16 protein-coding genes are annotated in these 16,756 nt (G+C 68.2%); 4 read left to right on the top strand and 12 right to left on the bottom strand.

The annotated features are described in order from the left end of the window. Positions 1 to 238: 238 nt before the first annotated feature. Positions 239 to 511, bottom strand: coding sequence for a hypothetical protein (locus tag K7711_RS35505; RefSeq protein WP_222975216.1), 273 nt, complete (start codon positions 509 to 511; stop codon positions 239 to 241). Positions 512 to 738: 227 nt separating this feature from the next. On the opposite strand from K7711_RS35505, the gene K7711_RS35500 reads away from it, so the two are divergent. Both K7711_RS35500 and K7711_RS35495 read left to right on the top strand, forming a co-directional pair. Next, complete coding sequence (locus K7711_RS35500) at positions 739 to 1,098, top strand: nuclear transport factor 2 family protein (protein WP_222975214.1); 360 nt, start codon at positions 739 to 741, stop codon at positions 1,096 to 1,098. A gap of 35 nt (positions 1,099 to 1,133) precedes the next feature. Beyond that, complete coding sequence (locus K7711_RS35495; RefSeq protein ID WP_222975212.1) at positions 1,134 to 1,913, top strand: helix-turn-helix domain-containing protein; 780 nt, start codon at positions 1,134 to 1,136, stop codon at positions 1,911 to 1,913. 10 nt (positions 1,914 to 1,923) lie between these two features. Here the strand turns inward: K7711_RS35495 and K7711_RS35490 are convergent, their stop codons facing one another. From K7711_RS35490 to K7711_RS35480, 3 genes are all read right to left on the bottom strand, one after another. Then, a complete protein-coding gene (locus tag K7711_RS35490) occupies positions 1,924 to 3,279 on the bottom strand; it encodes an LLM class flavin-dependent oxidoreductase (RefSeq protein WP_222975210.1) in 1,356 nt (451 codons plus the stop codon). Positions 3,280 to 3,475: 196 nt separating this feature from the next. Then, a complete protein-coding gene (locus K7711_RS35485; protein WP_372460221.1) occupies positions 3,476 to 3,958 on the bottom strand; it encodes a DUF4232 domain-containing protein in 483 nt (160 codons plus the stop codon). 433 nt (positions 3,959 to 4,391) lie between these two features. Beyond that, positions 4,392 to 4,562, bottom strand: a complete 171-nt coding sequence (locus K7711_RS35480; protein WP_222975205.1) for a hypothetical protein — start codon at positions 4,560 to 4,562, stop codon at positions 4,392 to 4,394. 66 nt (positions 4,563 to 4,628) lie between these two features. On the opposite strand from K7711_RS35480, the gene K7711_RS35475 reads away from it, so the two are divergent. After that, positions 4,629 to 5,585 carry a hypothetical protein gene (locus K7711_RS35475; RefSeq protein ID WP_222975203.1) on the top strand — a complete coding sequence of 319 codons (957 nt, stop codon included), beginning with the start codon at positions 4,629 to 4,631 and terminating at the stop codon, positions 5,583 to 5,585. Positions 5,586 to 5,600: 15 nt separating this feature from the next. On the opposite strand, the gene K7711_RS35470 is transcribed toward K7711_RS35475, so the two are convergent. Beyond that, positions 5,601 to 6,119, bottom strand: coding sequence for a MarR family winged helix-turn-helix transcriptional regulator (locus K7711_RS35470; protein ID WP_222975201.1), 519 nt, complete (start codon positions 6,117 to 6,119; stop codon positions 5,601 to 5,603). 101 nt (positions 6,120 to 6,220) lie between these two features. Between K7711_RS35470 and K7711_RS35465 the strand changes: the two genes are divergently transcribed. Beyond that, positions 6,221 to 8,332: an MMPL family transporter gene (locus K7711_RS35465; RefSeq protein ID WP_222975199.1), complete on the top strand. Its 2,112-nt coding sequence runs from the start codon at positions 6,221 to 6,223 to the stop codon at positions 8,330 to 8,332. Here K7711_RS35465 and K7711_RS35460 read toward each other — a convergent pair. The 7 genes from K7711_RS35460 to K7711_RS35430 form a co-directional block, all read right to left on the bottom strand. Then, positions 8,274 to 9,827 carry a carboxylesterase/lipase family protein gene (locus K7711_RS35460; RefSeq protein WP_222975197.1) on the bottom strand — a complete coding sequence of 518 codons (1,554 nt, stop codon included), beginning with the start codon at positions 9,825 to 9,827 and terminating at the stop codon, positions 8,274 to 8,276. The genes K7711_RS35465 and K7711_RS35460 overlap by 59 nt on opposite strands. A gap of 187 nt (positions 9,828 to 10,014) precedes the next feature. Further along, a complete protein-coding gene (locus K7711_RS35455) occupies positions 10,015 to 10,980 on the bottom strand; it encodes an ABC transporter permease (protein ID WP_222975195.1) in 966 nt (321 codons plus the stop codon). Next, on the bottom strand, positions 10,977 to 12,125 hold the full coding sequence (locus tag K7711_RS35450) for an ABC transporter permease (RefSeq protein WP_222975193.1): 1,149 nt from the start codon (positions 12,123 to 12,125) through the stop codon (positions 10,977 to 10,979). Before K7711_RS35450 ends, K7711_RS35455 begins: the two co-directional genes overlap by 4 nt. Further along, positions 12,122 to 13,639: an ABC transporter ATP-binding protein gene (locus tag K7711_RS35445; protein WP_222975191.1), complete on the bottom strand. Its 1,518-nt coding sequence runs from the start codon at positions 13,637 to 13,639 to the stop codon at positions 12,122 to 12,124. The genes K7711_RS35450 and K7711_RS35445 overlap by 4 nt, the downstream gene beginning before the upstream one ends. Positions 13,640 to 13,646: 7 nt before the next feature. Then, positions 13,647 to 14,675 carry a BMP family ABC transporter substrate-binding protein gene (locus K7711_RS35440; protein WP_222975189.1) on the bottom strand — a complete coding sequence of 343 codons (1,029 nt, stop codon included), beginning with the start codon at positions 14,673 to 14,675 and terminating at the stop codon, positions 13,647 to 13,649. A gap of 18 nt (positions 14,676 to 14,693) precedes the next feature. After that, positions 14,694 to 15,524, bottom strand: a complete 831-nt coding sequence (locus tag K7711_RS35435; protein WP_222975187.1) for a nitroreductase family protein — start codon at positions 15,522 to 15,524, stop codon at positions 14,694 to 14,696. 44 nt (positions 15,525 to 15,568) lie between these two features. Beyond that, positions 15,569 to 16,756, bottom strand: coding sequence for a questin oxidase family protein (locus K7711_RS35430; RefSeq protein WP_222975185.1), 1,188 nt, complete (start codon positions 16,754 to 16,756; stop codon positions 15,569 to 15,571).

Below are 16,756 nucleotides of genomic sequence, written 5' to 3'. Positions count from 1 at the left end.
CGATTCCAGCGTAGAACTTTGTCCCACACCGACCACACGCTCGACGTCGGCCACGACGTTGTGAGACTCACCGGGCCAGAGCCGCAGTGTACTCGGCATGCAATCCCTCTATCGTCCCACACCAGCCGCATGTCACGGCGGGTTCAGCAGATCAGCGAACATATCGTTTCGCCACCGAATGCGAACGGGATCGCCGCACCCGTCCACTGCGCGAACAGCGGCGATCCGAACCAGTCGGCTACATCCGGAACCACTTGCGTACCAAGAGGGCGAAGAACACCGACATCGACACCGTGCCCACCCAGGGCTCGACCGCGAACAACGGCCGCGCGGCATCGTTCAACGATGCCAGACCCCCTGGTTCGATCGGATAGAGGTAGCAGGTCACGCACATGTAGATCGTGTCCCCCAGCGGAGCGCCCACGACCTCGATGCCGATGGCGGTGAACACCACCAACTGCACCAGCACCCAGCCCAGCAGCCGGAACGGCCGATATCCGTAGCCGCACAAGATATCCGAGAACAGACCGATGGCGCGCGGCCAGCCGTGTGCGGCACGGGTGCGAGCCTTGGCCAGCGCGAGATGGATGCCCGCCGACGGACCAGGTTCCTGTCATCCGCAATCCCGTTGTCCTGACATACCAGCGTCCGGCATTACTTCCCGCGTAATCGCGCAGCGTCGCGCGCTCCGGCAGGGTTGTGTTCGTTCGGTTCACGACCCGAGAAGGAGAATTCGAGATGAGCACTTACGACGACGCGGCCCAGCGGTATTTCGCGGCGTGGAACGCCGGCGGGGCGGAACTGGCCGACGCGGTGGCGAAGGCGTGGATCGAGGACGGGGCGTACACCGATCCGTTGACCGAGGTCCGTGGTCACGAGCAGTTGGTCGCGGCCATCGCCGGTGTGCACGAGCAGTTCCCGGGCTTCGTGTTCCGCCCGCTCGGCGTCGTGGACGGGCATCACGACACCGCGCGGTTCAGCTGGGAGCTGATCGCGCCGGACGGCAGCGCGCCGGTGGCCGGTTCGGACGTCGTCGTGCTGGACACCGACGGACGGATCAGCAGCGTGCTCGGCTTCCTCGATCGCGTCCCGGCGTGATTCGGATGAGCCTGGCCGCGCGGTACGGTCACACCATGACCGCCGCCCCGCCGAGAGTCGGCCCACTGCTGCGCGAGTGGCGCAACCGCAGACGGTTGAGCCAGCTGGATCTCGCGCTCGCGGCCGACTCCTCGGCCCGGCACATCAGCTTCATCGAGACCGGCCGCTCGCGCCCCAGCCGCGAGATGGTGCTGCGATTGGCCGATCACCTGGATGTTCCGGTGCGCGAACGCAATACGCTGCTGATCGCGGCCGGATACGCACCGCATTTCCCGGAGCATTCGCTGCGTGACCCGCAATTGCGCGAGTTGCGCAACGGTCTGGAGCGACTGGTCAGCGCGCACGAGCCGTTCCCGGCGCTGATCCTGGACGGCGGATACGACGTGATGGCGGCGAACAACGGTGTGGGGCTGCTGCTTTCGAACGTCGCTCCGGAACTGCTGGAAAAGCCCAACGCGATGCGCCTGACTCTGCATCCCGACGGTATGGCCCCGCGCATCCGCAATTACGCTCAGTGGCGCGGACACCTACTGCACCAGATGCAACGCCAATTGGCGCTGACCCGTTCCGCGCCACTGCGCGCGCTCTACGACGAGGTCGAGTCGTACCCTCCACCGCAGAACTGCGGCGAGGAACTGGCCCCGATCACCGCCGCTCCCGCACTGCCGCTGCTGCTGGAAAACGAGGGCCGCACATTGGCTTTCATCTCCATCATCGCCACTTTCAACACACCCACCGATATCACCGTCTCCGAACTGGCCCTGGAAACCTTCCTGCCCGCCGACCCGGAGACCGCCGAATTCCTGAGTGGATAGGAGCGGTAGGTCAGGCGACGGTGGCGGCGCGCGGGGCGGGCGTCAGGGATGCCTGGCCCAGGCCGAGGTGGTCTCGCAGGGTGGTGCCGGTGTAATCGGTGCGGAACAGGCCGCGACGCTGCAGTTCGGGGACCACGAGGTCGACGAACTCGTCGAAGGTTCCCGGGGCCTGAGCGGCCGAGATGATGAATCCGTCGGCCTCACCGCCGTGGAAGCTCTCCTCGATGCGATCGGCGATCTGCTCCGGGGTCCCGACGAACTGCGGAAGCAGCACGCCCTGCGCGTAGAGCTTGCCGACGTCGCGCAACGTGAGGTTGTTCTTGACGCTCAACCGGTGCGCCACCTCGAACAACCCCTGGGTACCGGGAACGGTGACCTCCTCGATGGGCGCGTCGAGGTCGTACTGCGAGAAATCGTGGTCGGTATGCACCGACAACGTGATCAGTCCGGAGATCGGATCGGCCAGCTCGTTGTGATAGGCCTGCTTCTCCTTCGCGATGGCCTCGGTCTCCCCGACGAACGGCACGAAGGCCGGGAAGATCTTGACGTCGTCGGGATTGCGCCCGGCATCGGACGCCCGCGATTTGATGTCGTCGTAGTAGGCCTTGCGTCCGTCGGAGGTCGGGTCGATCTCGAAGATCGCCTCGGCCCATCGGGCGGCGAAATCCCTTCCGGTGGGCGAGGATCCGGCCTGGATGAGCACCGGCCGGCTCTGCGGCGAATGCGGAACCGTCAGCGGGCCGCGCGTGGCGAACCACTCCCCCGCGTGGTCGACGGTGTGCACCTTGTCCGGATCGGCGAATCGCCCGGAAGCCTTGTCCTGCACCAGCGCATCGCGCTCCCAGCTACCCCAGAGCTTGAAGGCGACCTCGAGGAATTCCTGCGCGCGCTCGTACCGCTCGTCGTGACCGAGGTGCTGCTCGACGCCGAAATTGTGCGCCTCGGCCTGATTCAACGAAGTCACGACATTCCACCCGACCCGGCCCCGGGACAGATGATCCAGCGTCCCGAAGATCCGGGCGACCTCGTAGGGATGGAAATAGGTGGTCGACTTCGTGATCGCCAGGCCGAGCTTCTCGGTGACGTTCGCCAGGCTCGCGGCCACCAGCGAGGGATCGATCGTGGCCGCGGCCTGTGTTCCACGCTCGATGGGCACCCGGATGTCGTCGCCGAAACGCACCGGGGTGGCGAGCAGATCCGCGAAGAACAGGAAATCGAACTTTCCGCGTTCGAGCGTCTGCGCCACCCGACGGTAGTAGTCCGGCCCGAAATAGTCCGTCGTCGATCCGGGATGCCGCCACGCGGCATGCGAATGGGTGACGTTCGACGCGATCAGAAATCCCGCCAGATGAAGTTCACGTGCCACTTGCTCGAGTCCTAACCGTCGAATCCGCACCTGTTCGCACCGTGTCCGTATCGACGCGGCGCCCACACGCGGCGTCGGCCACCGGCGCGCTCGGACTACATGATCGAAGGCGAGCAATCAGCAGGCAACGGTTGCGATCGAGCCGATCCGAACCGAACCCCGGCGGTGCCGCCGGGGTTCGGGACCGGGCTGGGACTCACAGGGGCGAGAGCGATCCGATGTACGTGCCGGGATGGGTGGCGCCGTCCTGGCGGGCCACGCCCACGCCCGACGGCCACGGCACGCGCAGCTGCGCGGTCGTGTCCGGAGGCGTCACGACCAGCGTGGTGGGCACCCAGCTACCGGGCTGATAGGTCAGGATGGCCACCACCGCATTCCTGGGCTGAACCGTCAGCGGCTGCGCGGAAACCGCTTGCCGGGGAAGCGAATACGTGGCGCCGAAGGTCGGATCCTTCGGCCCGGTGAGATCCACGCCCGGGAAGCCCTGGACGGTGCACGCCGCCCCCTTGTTGGTCAGGACCACATCGTATTGATGAGGGCGCGCCGGATCGTCCACCTTGGGCTTCTGGATGCGCAGATCGAACTGAGCCGCGGCGCATGCCGGTAGTCCGGCCGAACTGGTCGCCGCCGGAACGATCCCGGTCGCGACCACCGCCGCGAAGGCGCTCGCCGCGAGCATCGTCCGACCGACTGCGTTACCCGTCCTCATCCTGCTCCTCTCGAATTATGTTCCACCCCAGGAGCTTCCGCTCGTGCGATGGTCGATGGGCGCACGGGGCCGCAGCACTGCGCCAGGACGTCCGTGCCGCACCCTGTCTATCACGATCCGGCAAACCGGGCGATCTCCGCGCCGTGCCCTCGGATGCGGCATCGGTGAAAAAGGTTACGTGCGATGGGGTCCGCTGTGACAGAATCGGCTCACGGGCACAGGAGTATCCGAGGGGGCGAGGGCAGATCTTCTCCGGCACAGCAGTATTCGCCACCGAACTGGCGATCGTAGGGCTGATCACGTCCTGCAGCTTCCAAGGCGGTGTGCCGGGCACGCCGCCCGCGGTGACGATGAATCCCTCGGGTTCGGCCACGTCCGGACCAACTGCCGGAGTGCCGTCCGATTACGGTCCCAGCGGGCCTGTACAGGTGGTGCCGCGGACTCCGCTGTTCGGCGCGACCCCCGGCCCCGCCGTCCCGCCACCGCCGCAGGGCCCGCCGACACTGTCGACCTTGCCGCCCGCGCACTCGTCGCCCGAGACGTCCGCGACAACCACCACGCCGACAACGACCACGACGCCTCCGCCGACGACCTCGAGGAAATCACCGACCTCGCCCCCGACGAGCTCGAGCGCGCCCGGGTGACCATGCCGGAGCAGGGGTCGCCGCTGCGGTCGGCGCTGACGATGACGGGGGTGGCGGTATCGCAGGCGGCGGTGCTCGTCCCGATCCTGTACTACTTCGGTTCGGTGTACACGCGCGCCTATTACGGATACTTCGGCGTCGATTCGGACATGCTGGGGCTGTCCACGGCGGGCCTGGTACGCCGATCGTTCCTCCCGTCCTGCTGGCCGATCATCGTCGCGTCCACGGTTCTGATCCTCGCGCTGGCACTGCGACGGCTACCGGCTGCGATCGCCCGCGCGACTCGCCACGCGCAATTCGCGCTGCGCATCTGGTTCTGGGCGATCCTCACGGTGGGCGTCCTGATGCTCGCGGTGCCGCTGGTGGTCGCGGGCAATATCGTCCCGTGGTCGGTCCTGCGGACGGTGGTGCCCTACGGGCCCGATGTCGTACCCGCCGCGTTGATGATCGGCAGCGCGCTGCTGTGTTACGCCACTGTCCTGCGAACCGCGGACGCATCGGAGACGACGTCGGCCGCAGCGAATCCCGGCTGCCCTGCCACCAAATCCAGCCCTGGGCAACAATTCTCGACGACCGCTGCGGTAATTCTGGTCTCGCTGTTCGTGATCGGATTCGTCAGCGCGATGTGGTGGGTCGGAAACTACGCGGACCGGCAGGGCACCGGCGCTGCTCGGGCGCTGGTCGGGTCCGGATTCGGCGCCAGACCCAGGCTCCTGCTGCTGAGCGTCGATCGGCTCGGCATCGACGGCACCGGCGTACAAACCAACGAACTCACCGTCCCCGGCGAGAAATACCACCACTACTACAGCGGCATCCGCCTGCTCGACCGCTCCGCCGACGCCTACTTCGTGATCCCGGACCAATGGCAGCCCGGCCGCGACCGGGTGTTCATCATTCCCCGCACCGATGACGTCCGCATCGATGTCCTCACCAACCAACCCGTCTCCCGATAGCGTCCGGACGCGCACCTAGTCCCCTCGCCCCTGCTCCGGACGGTCCGGACCCGATGCGGTCGCGGCGCTGTGGTCGCGTAGCGCGCCGACGATGGCGGTCAGGACTCGGTGCGCGGTGCGCAGATCGGCGTCGGGCAGGTCGGCCATCGCGCTGCGGGTTCGCAGGCTGACGGGTGTGAAGAATCCCGCCGCCACGGTCATGCCGTACCCGCTGTAATGCAGCAGGACCCGGCGTTTGTCGAGCTCGTCGGGTTCGCGTTCGATATGCCCGGACTCGATCAGCCGCTCGACGAGATAGGTGATCGCGGCCGGGGACAGGCCCAGTAGGGCGCCGAGCCCGCCCGCGGTGAGCGGCGATCCCTCCGCATCGGCCGTCGCGATGTACATGAGGGCGCGGAAGTCGTTGGGGCGCAGATTGTTCGAGTGCGCGAACAGATGGGAGATCTGGTCCGACACCGCGGTGAGCGCCCGGATATCCCGGGCGATGGCCGCTTCGAGCTCATCGCGTGTCGCATCTGTCGAACCCTCTGCCACCCCGGTCTCCCTTCCATCATCGGCATGCACGGTGCACACAGCGTAGTCGTCCGCGACGGCCGACTTTGCAGATTGTTTCAGTTTCTGAAATAGTTCGGGGCGTGGGTGGATGGGACAGGTACGCACAGATCGTCTCCGGACGCAGAGGATGGCTCGCACTGCTGGCCGCGCTGATCGTCGCGGGCGCGGTGCTGGGCCTATCGGGCGGCGGCTCGAGTACGTCGGCGCCGAACTCGTTGCCGGACAACGCCGAATCCGCGCAGGTGCAGCGCCTGCTGCGGGAGTTCCCCGGCGGGGATTCCGCGGCAGCGGTTCTGATCGTCACCCGCGCCGACGGCGCGGTACTGACCGCCGACGATCAGGCGCACGCCGGCGCGGCCCTGTCCCGGATGCGCGCCGGCGCGGCCGGGCCGGACCTGAAGCTGTCTCAGGATCAACGTGCCGCCTTCGGCCAGGCGTCGATTCCCGCGAATCTGACCGGATTCGCGCTCACCGACCGGATCGATGCGTTGCGCACGGCGGTACGCGACGGCGCACCGGCCGATCTGCGCCTGTGGATCACAGGCGGACCGGCGTTCGGGGCGGATATCGCCGACTCCTTCTCCGGGGCGAACACCCTGCTGCTCGCGGTCACCGCCGCCGTGGTGATGGTGCTGCTGATCGGCACGTATCGCTCCCCCGTGCTGTGGCTGATCCCGCTGGTGGTCGTCGCGATAGCCGACCGGGTCGCGGCCGCGGCGGCGAACGCCCTGGCCCAGGTGAGCGGTCTGACCTTCGACGGCTCGACCTCGGGAATCACGAGCGTGCTGGTATTCGGCGCGGGTACGAACTACGCGCTGCTGCTGGTGTCCCGATACCGCGACGAGTTGTATCGCACCGCGGACCATCGCGCGGCACTGCGGATCGCGGTGCGGCGAGCCGGGCCCGCGGTCCTGGCCAGCAACCTGACCGTGGTGCTGGCCCTGCTGACGCTGCTGCTGGCATTGTTGCCCAATACCCGCGGTCTGGGCGCCTTCGGAGCCCTGGGGCTGCTGGTCGCCGCGATCTTCGTACTGGTCACCCTGCCGCCGGCGTTGGCGTTGTTCGGCCGGAAGGTGTTCTGGCCCTTCATTCCTCGGGTCGACGGGCACGACACGGCAGCCTCCGGCGCATGGCATACCGTCGCGGAGAAGGTGGTGCGGCGGCCGAAAACGGTCGTGGCCGTCTTCCTGATCGCCGCGGCCGCCTGTGCCAGTGCGCTGCCGTTCACCCATGTCGGGCTCGCCCAGTCCGAACAGTTCCGCGTGCATGCCGAGTCGGTCGACGGCCTGCGCGTGGTGAGCGAGCATTTCTCCTCCGGCGCAAGCGATCCCACGATCGTGCTGGCGCGAACCGGAGCCGCGCCGCGGGTGCAGTCGGTGCTGGACTCCACCGCGGGCGTCGTGCGGGCGACATCGGCCGCCGGCTCGGCGAACGGGATGACCCGCTGGTCGGTGGTGTTGGATGCGGCGCCGGCCTCCGATTCGGCCTTCGCCGCGGTGACGCGTCTGCGCACCACGCTGGCATCGGTGCCCGATGCCGGAGCGCTGGTCGGCGGATCCGATGCGGTCGCCCTGGACACCCGCAACGCCGCACGGCACGATCAATATCTGATCATGCCGCTGATCCTGGCGGTCGTCCTGCTGGTGCTGCTGATACTGCTGCGAGCGATCCCGGCCGCGATCCTGCTCGTGGCGGTCACCGTGATCAGCGCACTGGCCGCGCTCGGTATCGGAAGCCTGCTCAGCACATACGTTTTCGGCTTTCCGGCGCTGGACACGAATGTGCCGCTGTTCGCCTTCCTGTTCCTGGTGGCGCTGGGCGTGGACTACACCATCTTCCTGGTCACCCGCGCCCGCGAGGAGACCCCGGGGCACGGGGTGACCGGCGGCATCGTCCGCGCCGTGTCCGCCACGGGCGGGGTGATCACCAGCGCCGGAATCGTGCTGGCCGCGGTCTTCGCGGTGCTCGGAATTCTCCCGCTGATCACGCTGACCCAGTTGGGCATCGTGGTGGGCGTGGGAATTCTGCTCGACACATTCGTCGTGCGCACGGTGGCCATTCCCGCGCTGTTCGCCCTGATCGGCTGGCGAATCTGGTGGCCCGGAGCATCACGGCCCGAATGTCGCCGTGGCGTCAGGACGGCACCCGCGTGGGCCACTGCTTGCAATGGTGCCGACCGGAGAAGTCGGTAGCAGTGGTCGACGCGTCGGGACGCAGGGTGAGAACCTTGTCGCCGATCCGGCGCGGCCAGTCGGGACGGTTCGCGACGTGCGGGTCTCCGGAGTTCACGAATGCCGCCCAATAGGCGATCATCGTGCCGGACAGGCTCTGCTGGGCTGCGGTAGCCAGGTTCGGAAGTCCGGTGACCTCGAACAGGTAGGGCAGTTCGAAGGTGTGCGCGGCACCCAGCGGGATCGTGCCCGCGGGAAAGGTTTTCGGTGCGGCGGCGGTGCGATCGTCGAATTCGTACTGATAGACCGGGCCGCCGCGGGCCAGGGATTCGGCCAATGTTACTGCCGGACAGGCGAAGTCGTCGTCGGTGAACACCGCCGCCAGCGCAGAGCCAGGATGAGCGTAGTTCGCCGCCGGGTACGCGGCCGCGATCCTGTCCGCGTCCGGCCCGAAATTCCGGACCAGAGCGTCCCGGTACTGCGTGGCGGTCGCGGGTGGTGCGGCCGCGACGAACGCGGTGGCCTCGTCGTGGTTGACGCCGATCAGCACCGGAACCTTCGCGGCTCTGCCCGCGCGTATCGCGGTGACGGGGTTGTCCGGCAGCACCGGCTCACCGCTGACCGGGCCGCGCGTCGGGATGCCGCTGGAGGTCACGTAGTTCAGTGGTGTGGCGATCAGCCTGTCGACCGGAAGGGCTCGCAGACACCGGGCCTCGATCGCGGGATCGGCTGCACCGCAGCCGAGTTGGGCCGCATAGTCGGTGCTGACGTGAGCCGCGGTCTCCCGGCTCCCCTGCAACTGGCAGCGTCCGCTCTGCACGATGGCCGCCGCGAACAGCCCCGCCGAGCCGGGCGAGACCAGATGGTCGCAGACCGATGTCGCTCCCGCGGATTCTCCCGCGATGGTCACCCGTGCCGGGTCACCGCCGAATGCGGCGATATCCTCGCGCACCCAGCGCAGTGCGGCCTGCTGATCCAGGAATCCGAAGTTACCCACCTGGCCGCCGTCGTAGGCCAAGGCCGGATCGGCAAGAAACCCGGGCGCGCCCAGCCGATAGTTGACGGTCACCACGATCATGTCCCCGGCGGCGACGAGCCGCGACGGATCGTAGGAAGCACCGTCGCCGACCGAGAAGGCCCCGCCCGGAAACCACACCATCACCGCGCGCTCGTGCCCCGCCGACCGAGCGGGCGTCCACACGTTCAGGAAAAGGCAGTCCTCGTTGCCGCCGATATCGCCGGGCCCGTGCACGACAGCGGCGATCTGCTGCGGACATTCCGCGCCCGGCCTTGTGGCATCGCGAGTCCCCTGCCAATGTGGCTGCGACTCCGGCGGTTTCCAGCGCAGGTCACCGACCGGCGCCGCCGCGTACGGGATTGCCTCGAACACCCGATGATCGGCGGTCACAGTTCCCCGCAACGCCCCCGTCGTCGTGTCGACCACCGCCGGTTCGGCAGGGCTCACCCGCTCCCGGCCACCGCACCCGGTCGCCCACCCCAGCGTCACGAGGAGCATCGCGATCACCCAGAGCGCTGGCCACCGAGCGAACTCCCCTGTGCCCGAACCTGATTCCGAAGCCCGGTGCTCGGACTCGCGGTCCGAGCCCCGCGACCGCACTTTCTTGCGTACAGCGAAGCGATCCAGCACATCCCCTCCTCACGGCGTCACCGTTCGCAGCCGTCGGAGCACTCGTTGCTCCGGCTCACCTCGATGCCCCACCGAACCGTCGTCGGCACCACCCGGTCGTCAACGTAGCTCGAGCAGCCGGTGCCGGTGCGGATTTCCGCCATCGGGCGCGCAGACCGGCGCGGACGAGCACCGCGATCATCGCCAGATACGGTGCGGCGTCGGATAACTGCATCGGCAGGCCGACGGTCTGCAGGCGGAAGCCGACGGCCTGGGCGTAGGCGTAGACGACGAGGGTCAGCAGCAGGACGCGCAGACGACCAGCGGCGATCAGCAGGACCAGTACGACGACCCAGCCTCGACCGGCCGACATGTTCTCGGTGAACAGGGCCACCGCGCCCAACGACAACTCCGCTCCGGCCAGACCGCCGAACAGTCCCGCAACGAGCAGGGCCGCGAAGCGGTAGCGATCGGGGCGGATGCCGAGTGACTCCGCGGCGGCGGCATCGGCGCCGACACCGCGCAATCGCATCCCCGGCACGGTGTGCCGCAGGAATCCGTGCACGGCCGGAACCGCCAGAACCGCAAGGCATCCCAGCGGACTGAGCGCGGCGACGGCGGGACCGATCCACGGCAGCGAGACCCCGGCGAACCAGTGCGGCAGCCGGGCCAGGTCCGGGCGATGGTAGGTGCCCCGCACGTGGAACATCGCCTGCAGCAGGAAGGTGGTCAGCCCGGACACCACGATATTCAGTGCGGTGCCCAGTACTAGCGGATCGCCGTGACGACGAACGGACCCGACCGCGAGCGCGAAGGCGACCAGCACTCCTGCCGCGGCCGCCGCGAGCACCCCGACCAGTGCGCTCCCGGACCACGCACTACCCGCCACCGCCGCGAAGCAGCCGGTGAGCAGCACACCTTCCAGCGCGACATTGAACACCCCGGCCCGCTGACAGATCAGCCCGCCCACCCCGAGCAGCACCAGCGGCACCAGGCCGCGCACCACGGCGGCCAGCACCGCTGAGGAGACCAGCAGGTTCACGATTCCACCACTTCGACCGCCGTCCCGGCCCGGCCCCATCGCGGTCGCCACGTGGTCAGGCGCATCGACACCAGGAAGACGACCAGCGCCTGCACGACGGTCGACACGTACGAGGACAGGCCGTAATCCCGCTCCACCTCCTGCCCGCCCACGCCGATCGCGGTGAACGCGAACCCGACCACCACGACCGCGATCGAGCTGTTGCGCGCCAACATGACCACCAGCAGGGCCGTGATCGGATATCCGGTGCCGTCCAGCGCGCCATCGATCAGCCGATAGTGCGAGCCGAGCACCACCAGCGCACCCATCACCCCGGCGATCGCACCACCGAGCGCCAGCGCCAGCACGATCGCGCGGCCGGTGCGGATCCCCACCGCGGTGGCCATGCGCGGATTGAGCCCGATCAGCCCGGTTTCGAAGCCCAGTGCCGAGCGTCGTTCGATCACCAGGACCACGGCCAGGATCCCCGCGACCACCAGCAGCGAGCAGTTCAGCTCGGAACCCAGGAGCGTCAGCAGATTCCGTTGTCCGAAAACGGATTCCAGGAATCGTCCCGAACCCGAGTGCGGCGGGGCGAGGGCGGGGATCCGCCGATCGACCGAGATGGGCCGGGACGCTTCCAGATCGGAGGACGGATCCTTCAACCAGACCGTGATCAGGTACGAGGTGAGCGACAGCACCGGGTAGTTCAGCAGCAGCGAGGTCGCGAACACCGGCGCGGACAATCCGGTGAACAACACCGCGGGCACGGCCGCCAGCACCGCGCCCGCCACCGTCGCCGCAGCCAGCGCCAGCACGACGACCACCCAGCCGGGCCCCGGGCAGTACAGCGCCACCACCGCACCCGCCGCTCCGCCCAGGACGAACTGCCCGCTCGCACCCAGATTGAACTGGCCCGCCCGGAACGCGAACGACAACCCCAGACTCAGCCCCACCACCACGACGGTCCGCTGCACCGTCGTCACCAGTCCAGGACCTACCAGAGCGCCCTGAAACATGCTGCGGTACACCGCGATCGGATCATGACCGGTGAGCGCGAACAGTGCGGCGGTCACCGCGATGGTCACCACCACCGCGACCGTCCGGTCCGCGACACTCGCCCCCGAATCCCGGAGCCGACGCACCACACCCGCCGCCACGGTCACAGCGGTTCCGCCACGATCGCCGTACCCGCCATCAGCGCGCCGATCTGCTCGGGATCGGCGTCGGCAGCGGTGAATTCACCGACGATGCTCCCGTCGGTCAGCACGACGATCCGATCGGCCAGGGCCAGTAGTTCGCTCAGCTCGCTCGAGATCAGCAGTACCGCTCCCCCGTCGGACCGGTACTCGTCCAGTTGCCGGTAGACGAATTCGACAGCACCCAGATCGATTCCGCGCGTGGGTTGTTCGGCCAGCAGGAACGGCGACCGATGCGCCAGTTCGCGCGCCACCACCAGTTTCTGCACATTGCCCCCGGATAGTCCGCGCACCGCCGCGGCCGGGTCGGCAACCCGAATTCCGAAGCGCGCGACCAGCTCTCGCGCGTGCGCGCGCATGGCCCGCGGGCTCACCAGACCGTGTGCGCCCAGCGGTGCGCGGCGATGGAATCCGGCGGTCAGATTGGTGATCACACTCGCGTCCAGCGCGACGCCCGCGCTGTTGCGGTCCTCGGGGATGTGGGTCAGTCCGGCATCGCGGCGACGGGCGTTGTTCCAGGTGGTCACGTCGCAGGCGCCGAGGGTGACCGTGCCGGAATCCGGGACGCGCGCTCCGGCGACGATCGCGGCCAGCGTCTCCTGGCCGTTGCCCGCCACACCCGCGACCCCGACGATCTCCCCCGAGCGCACGGTCAGCGACACTCCGGCCAGCGCGGCCCGTCCGGCGCCCGTGGTGGCCACGTGCTCGACGGTCAGCACGGGATCGCCGGGCGGGCGCACCGCACGACGGGGCCGCAGGTCGACCTCGCGCCCGGTCAGATGCCGGGCCAGTTCCGTCGGGGTGGTCGCGGCGACCTCGGCGTCGAACACTCGGCGACCGTCCCGCAGAACCACCACTTCGTCTGCGACAGCGGCGATTTCGTCGAGTTTATGGGTGATCAGCAGCACCGCGTGCCCCTGGTCGGCCAGCGTGCGCAGGACGCGGAACAGCGCGCGGGTCTCCGGGGGCGTCAGCACGCCGGTGGGCTCGTCCAGGATCAGCAGTTCGGCACGGCGATACAGCGCCTTGAGGATCTCCACCCGCTGCAACACCCCGACCGGCAGCGTGCCGACCGGGTCGTCCAAGGGCACCTCCAGCCCGTAGGCTGCCGCCAGGGCCGCCACCCGACGTGCGGCTCCCTTGCGATCCAGCACTCCCCATCGCCCCGGCTCCGCGCCGTACACCACGTTCTCCAGCACCGACATGTCGGCGAACAGCTGAAAATGCTGGAACACCATGCCCAGTCCGTGGGCGATGGCATCGCCCGGGGACCGGAACCGCACCTCGCGCCCGTCGATCAGGATGCGCCCGGAATCGGGCCGGTGCAGTCCGTACAGGATCGAGACCAGCGTCGACTTGCCCGCGCCGTTCTCGCCGATCAGTCCGAGTATCCGGCCGCTGCGCACGGTCAGCGAGATCGCGTCGTCGGCCAGGACCGGGCCGAACCGTTTGGTGATCGCGTCCAGCGTCAGCGTTTGCATCGCGAATTCACTTGTCCGCGTGGGGAATCGTGATCCGACCGGCGATGATGTCCGCGCGCGCCGTGCGCACCTGTGCCAGGACGTCCGGGTGCTGCAGAATCGCGCAGCCGCTCGCGGCCGCCTGCGGGGTCAGGCTGGTGATGGTGGAGCCGTCCTCGGCCAGCCCGAACGCGGTCGAGGTGCCGCCGGGTCTGCCCTGGTGGATCAGGGTCAGCAGGTCGAGTATCACCTTGTCGACCCGTTTGATCGCGTTGTCCACCACCACACCCGGCTGCTGCGGGCACTGATCGACGTCCACGCCGTAGGCCAGCACGTGACTCTGCGCGGCCGCCTCGAACACGCCCCCGTTGCCGCCGCCGGTCACCCCGTAGATCTGATCGACGCCGGACTGGATCGCGGTGAGCGCCAGCTCTTTCGAGCGTGCCGGATCGCCGACCGCGTTGTCGCCGCCGACGAACAGCTGGGTATCGCTCACCCGCGGATTCACGCTGTGCGCACCCAGCGCGAAGGCATCGGACCAGCGATGGAAGAAGGCCGAATCCCGCGCCGCGACCGTGCCGACGTGTCCGCTGCGGTCCAGCAGTCCCGCCTCCACACCCAGCAGATAGGAGGGTTCGTACTCCTTGAACGTGCCGCAGCGCAGGTTGGCCGGGATCTTGTTCGGGCAGGCATCCACCAGGACGAACTGCTGATCGGGATACTTGTCGGCGAATTCGCTCACCAGATCGTTGAATTCGTAGGTGATCAGCACGATCGCGGCCGGATGCCGCTGCACGGCTGCCTCCAGATTCGAGCGGCGGGACTGCTCGTCGGTGCTCTCGTAGGTGCGTGCGGTCGCACCCAGCGTGCGCGCGGCCTGCTCGGTGCCGGTCTTGCCCAGTTGCAGGAATTCGTTCTGTCCGATGGGCGCATCGGTGATGTAGATGATCTCCTCGCCCGAACCGGTGGTCTCGGCGCCGCAACCCGCGATCCCGGCCAGCAGCAGCGCGGCCACGACGACCGCGACGGTCCGGGCGATGGGGCTGATTCTGTGCATCGTTGTTCTCCTGTGGCCTTATCTCAGCTCGAAACCCTGGCGGTGGAAGGTGTTTCGGATCCCCTGTCGGCCGTGCAGGCTCTCCTTGGTCGAGATCCGGTGCGCCAGCCGGTTCTTCACCCAGTCCTCGGGCAGTTCCTGTTCGCGGTAGTAGCCGTTGATCCGGTCGAGGTAGTCGGCGATATCGGCCTCGGCGGGCGGGGTGTAGACATTGCGGTGCACCACGACGTTCTGTCCGTACCGCGGTTTGACGTCGGCCGGGTCCGCCGGATCCGGAATGCCGATCGCCAGCCCGTACACCGGGAACGTCCACTCCGGCAGGCGCAGCAGTCCGATCACCTCGTCGATGTTGTTGCGCAGCGCGCCCACGAAAGTGATTCCGTAGCCGAGTGATTCGGCCGCGACGGCGGCGTTCTGAGCGGACAGGGTGACATCGACGATGCTGGATACCGCACTGTCGAGATATCCGGTCGCTTCGATGGTGTGCCCGTGTTCGCGGGCGAGGGCGATATTGCGCGACCAGTCGGCCACCCAGACCAGGAATACCGCCGCGTCGAGGATCAACTGCTGATTACCGGCCAGCTCGGCCAGCCGGGCCCGCACGGCGGGATCGTCGATCACCACCACGCTGGTGAACTGGAAGTTGGCCGAGGTCGAGGCCGATTGCGCCGCCGCGAGGATCAGCGCCAGCTCGTCCTCCTCGATCACGCCGGGCAGGAAGCGTCGCACCGTGCGGTGCCGTAGCAGCACCTCGAGCGTCGCATTGTCCACCGTCCCGGCGCGCGGGGCGTCGGGGCCGTATCGTTTGTCGAGCTGCCGTTGCAGTTCGGTCGAGATCACCTCGGTCACGGGGCTTTTCCTGTTCATTCGGTCGGATTGCGTTGCGGGAACGATTATTCGGTGGGTGGTTCTTCGAAACTCGGCGGCAGTTCCGGAGTCCGGGTGAACTGCCCGGCGGCATGGCGGTAGGCGTTCCAGCCCAGCTGGTTCCACCACTGGCGAAGGACGAAGACCAGCTTGGGGTTGTGCTCCTCCTCCTCGAGCCAGGAGCGACGCGCGATGACGTCGAATTCGGCCGCGGCGGAATCCGAATGGTCCCAGCCGTTCTCCGGGTACAGCTCGGCGAGTTCGCGCAGTTTCTCCGGCCACGGGATCTTCCGCTCGGCCGCCAGGATGATCCGCGCCCCCGCCCAGTACAGGTCGTAGAGCCTCGCGGTGGCCGGTTCGGAGTCCAGCGTCCGGGCCAGCACCTCGACCGCGAACAGGGAGGTGATCAGGTGCAACACCACGAAGTCGCCGGGCTCGGCGAGATACAGCAGGGTGACCGCGCGACGCACCTCCGCCTGCCGTGTCTGCGGGGGTAGCGTTGCCGCCCAGGCGGATTCGGCTGCGAGTTCGCCGATGCCGCTGTGTGCGACGGCGGCGACCCGCGCCTGCAGACCGGAGCGGTTGAGTTCGGGATGCAGTCGGGTCACCGCGTCGGTGTCCGACAGGACGGTCCGCACGGCGGCGCCGAAGGCGTCGTCCTCGGCCCAGCTGCGGCTCAGCTCCAGCAGCGCGTCCCACGGTCCCGCCGCGGGCGCACCTGCCGGACGACGCGCCTCGTCGACCACCGGAACGAACGAGAAGGCCAGGTAGGCAAGGGCTTCGGCGATCATGCCGGGATGTTCGGCGTGCACCGCCCAGCCGAGGTGGATCGCGGCGTGGGTGAACGCGCCGATCCAGCCGCGCAACAGTTCCGGCGCGTAGTGCGCCACCGCTGCGGCGGTACCGAGCCGGGCGATCTCCGCGTCGAAGAATCCGCAGTAGGCGGCGAAATGCACTCGCTGCCCGAGGAATTCTTGCCAGTTGCCGGTATAGATCACCCCGGGCGAGGAGCGGGCGGGTTCGAGCGGGAATCCGTACGCGGTCAGCTGAGCGTAATTCTTGTAGTAGTCGCGGATCAACGCCTCTGGCGCGCCGAGTTCGGCCAGTGCGATCACCGCGTGTTTGACGTGATTGGTGAGATGTCCGTTGAATTCGATGTGATGGCTACGGTCATCGAGCAGATCCGCAACGCTCGCCACGGTATCGGCAGGCAC

Origin of the sequence: Nocardia coffeae (assembly GCF_019890715.1) — a bacterium.
Lineage (GTDB): Bacteria > Actinomycetota > Actinomycetes > Mycobacteriales > Mycobacteriaceae > Nocardia > Nocardia jiangxiensis.
This window is presented reverse-complemented; position numbering and strand designations above follow the sequence as displayed.

Bases quoted from the DNA above. Each gene is read 5' to 3' on its own strand.
- K7711_RS35495 (WP_222975212.1), top strand. From the start codon at position 1,134: ATGACCGCCGCCCCGCCGAGAGTCGGCCCACTGCTGCGCGAGTGGCGC.
- K7711_RS35460 (WP_222975197.1), bottom strand. From the start codon at position 9,827: ATGCTCCTCGTGACGCTGGGGTGGGCGACCGGGTGCGGTGGCCGGGAG.
- K7711_RS35440 (WP_222975189.1), bottom strand. From the start codon at position 14,675: ATGCACAGAATCAGCCCCATCGCCCGGACCGTCGCGGTCGTCGTGGCC.
- K7711_RS35445 (WP_222975191.1), bottom strand. From the start codon at position 13,639: ATGCAAACGCTGACGCTGGACGCGATCACCAAACGGTTCGGCCCGGTC.
- K7711_RS35500 (WP_222975214.1), top strand. From the start codon at position 739: ATGAGCACTTACGACGACGCGGCCCAGCGGTATTTCGCGGCGTGGAAC.
- K7711_RS35485 (WP_372460221.1), bottom strand. From the start codon at position 3,958: ATGCTCGCGGCGAGCGCCTTCGCGGCGGTGGTCGCGACCGGGATCGTT.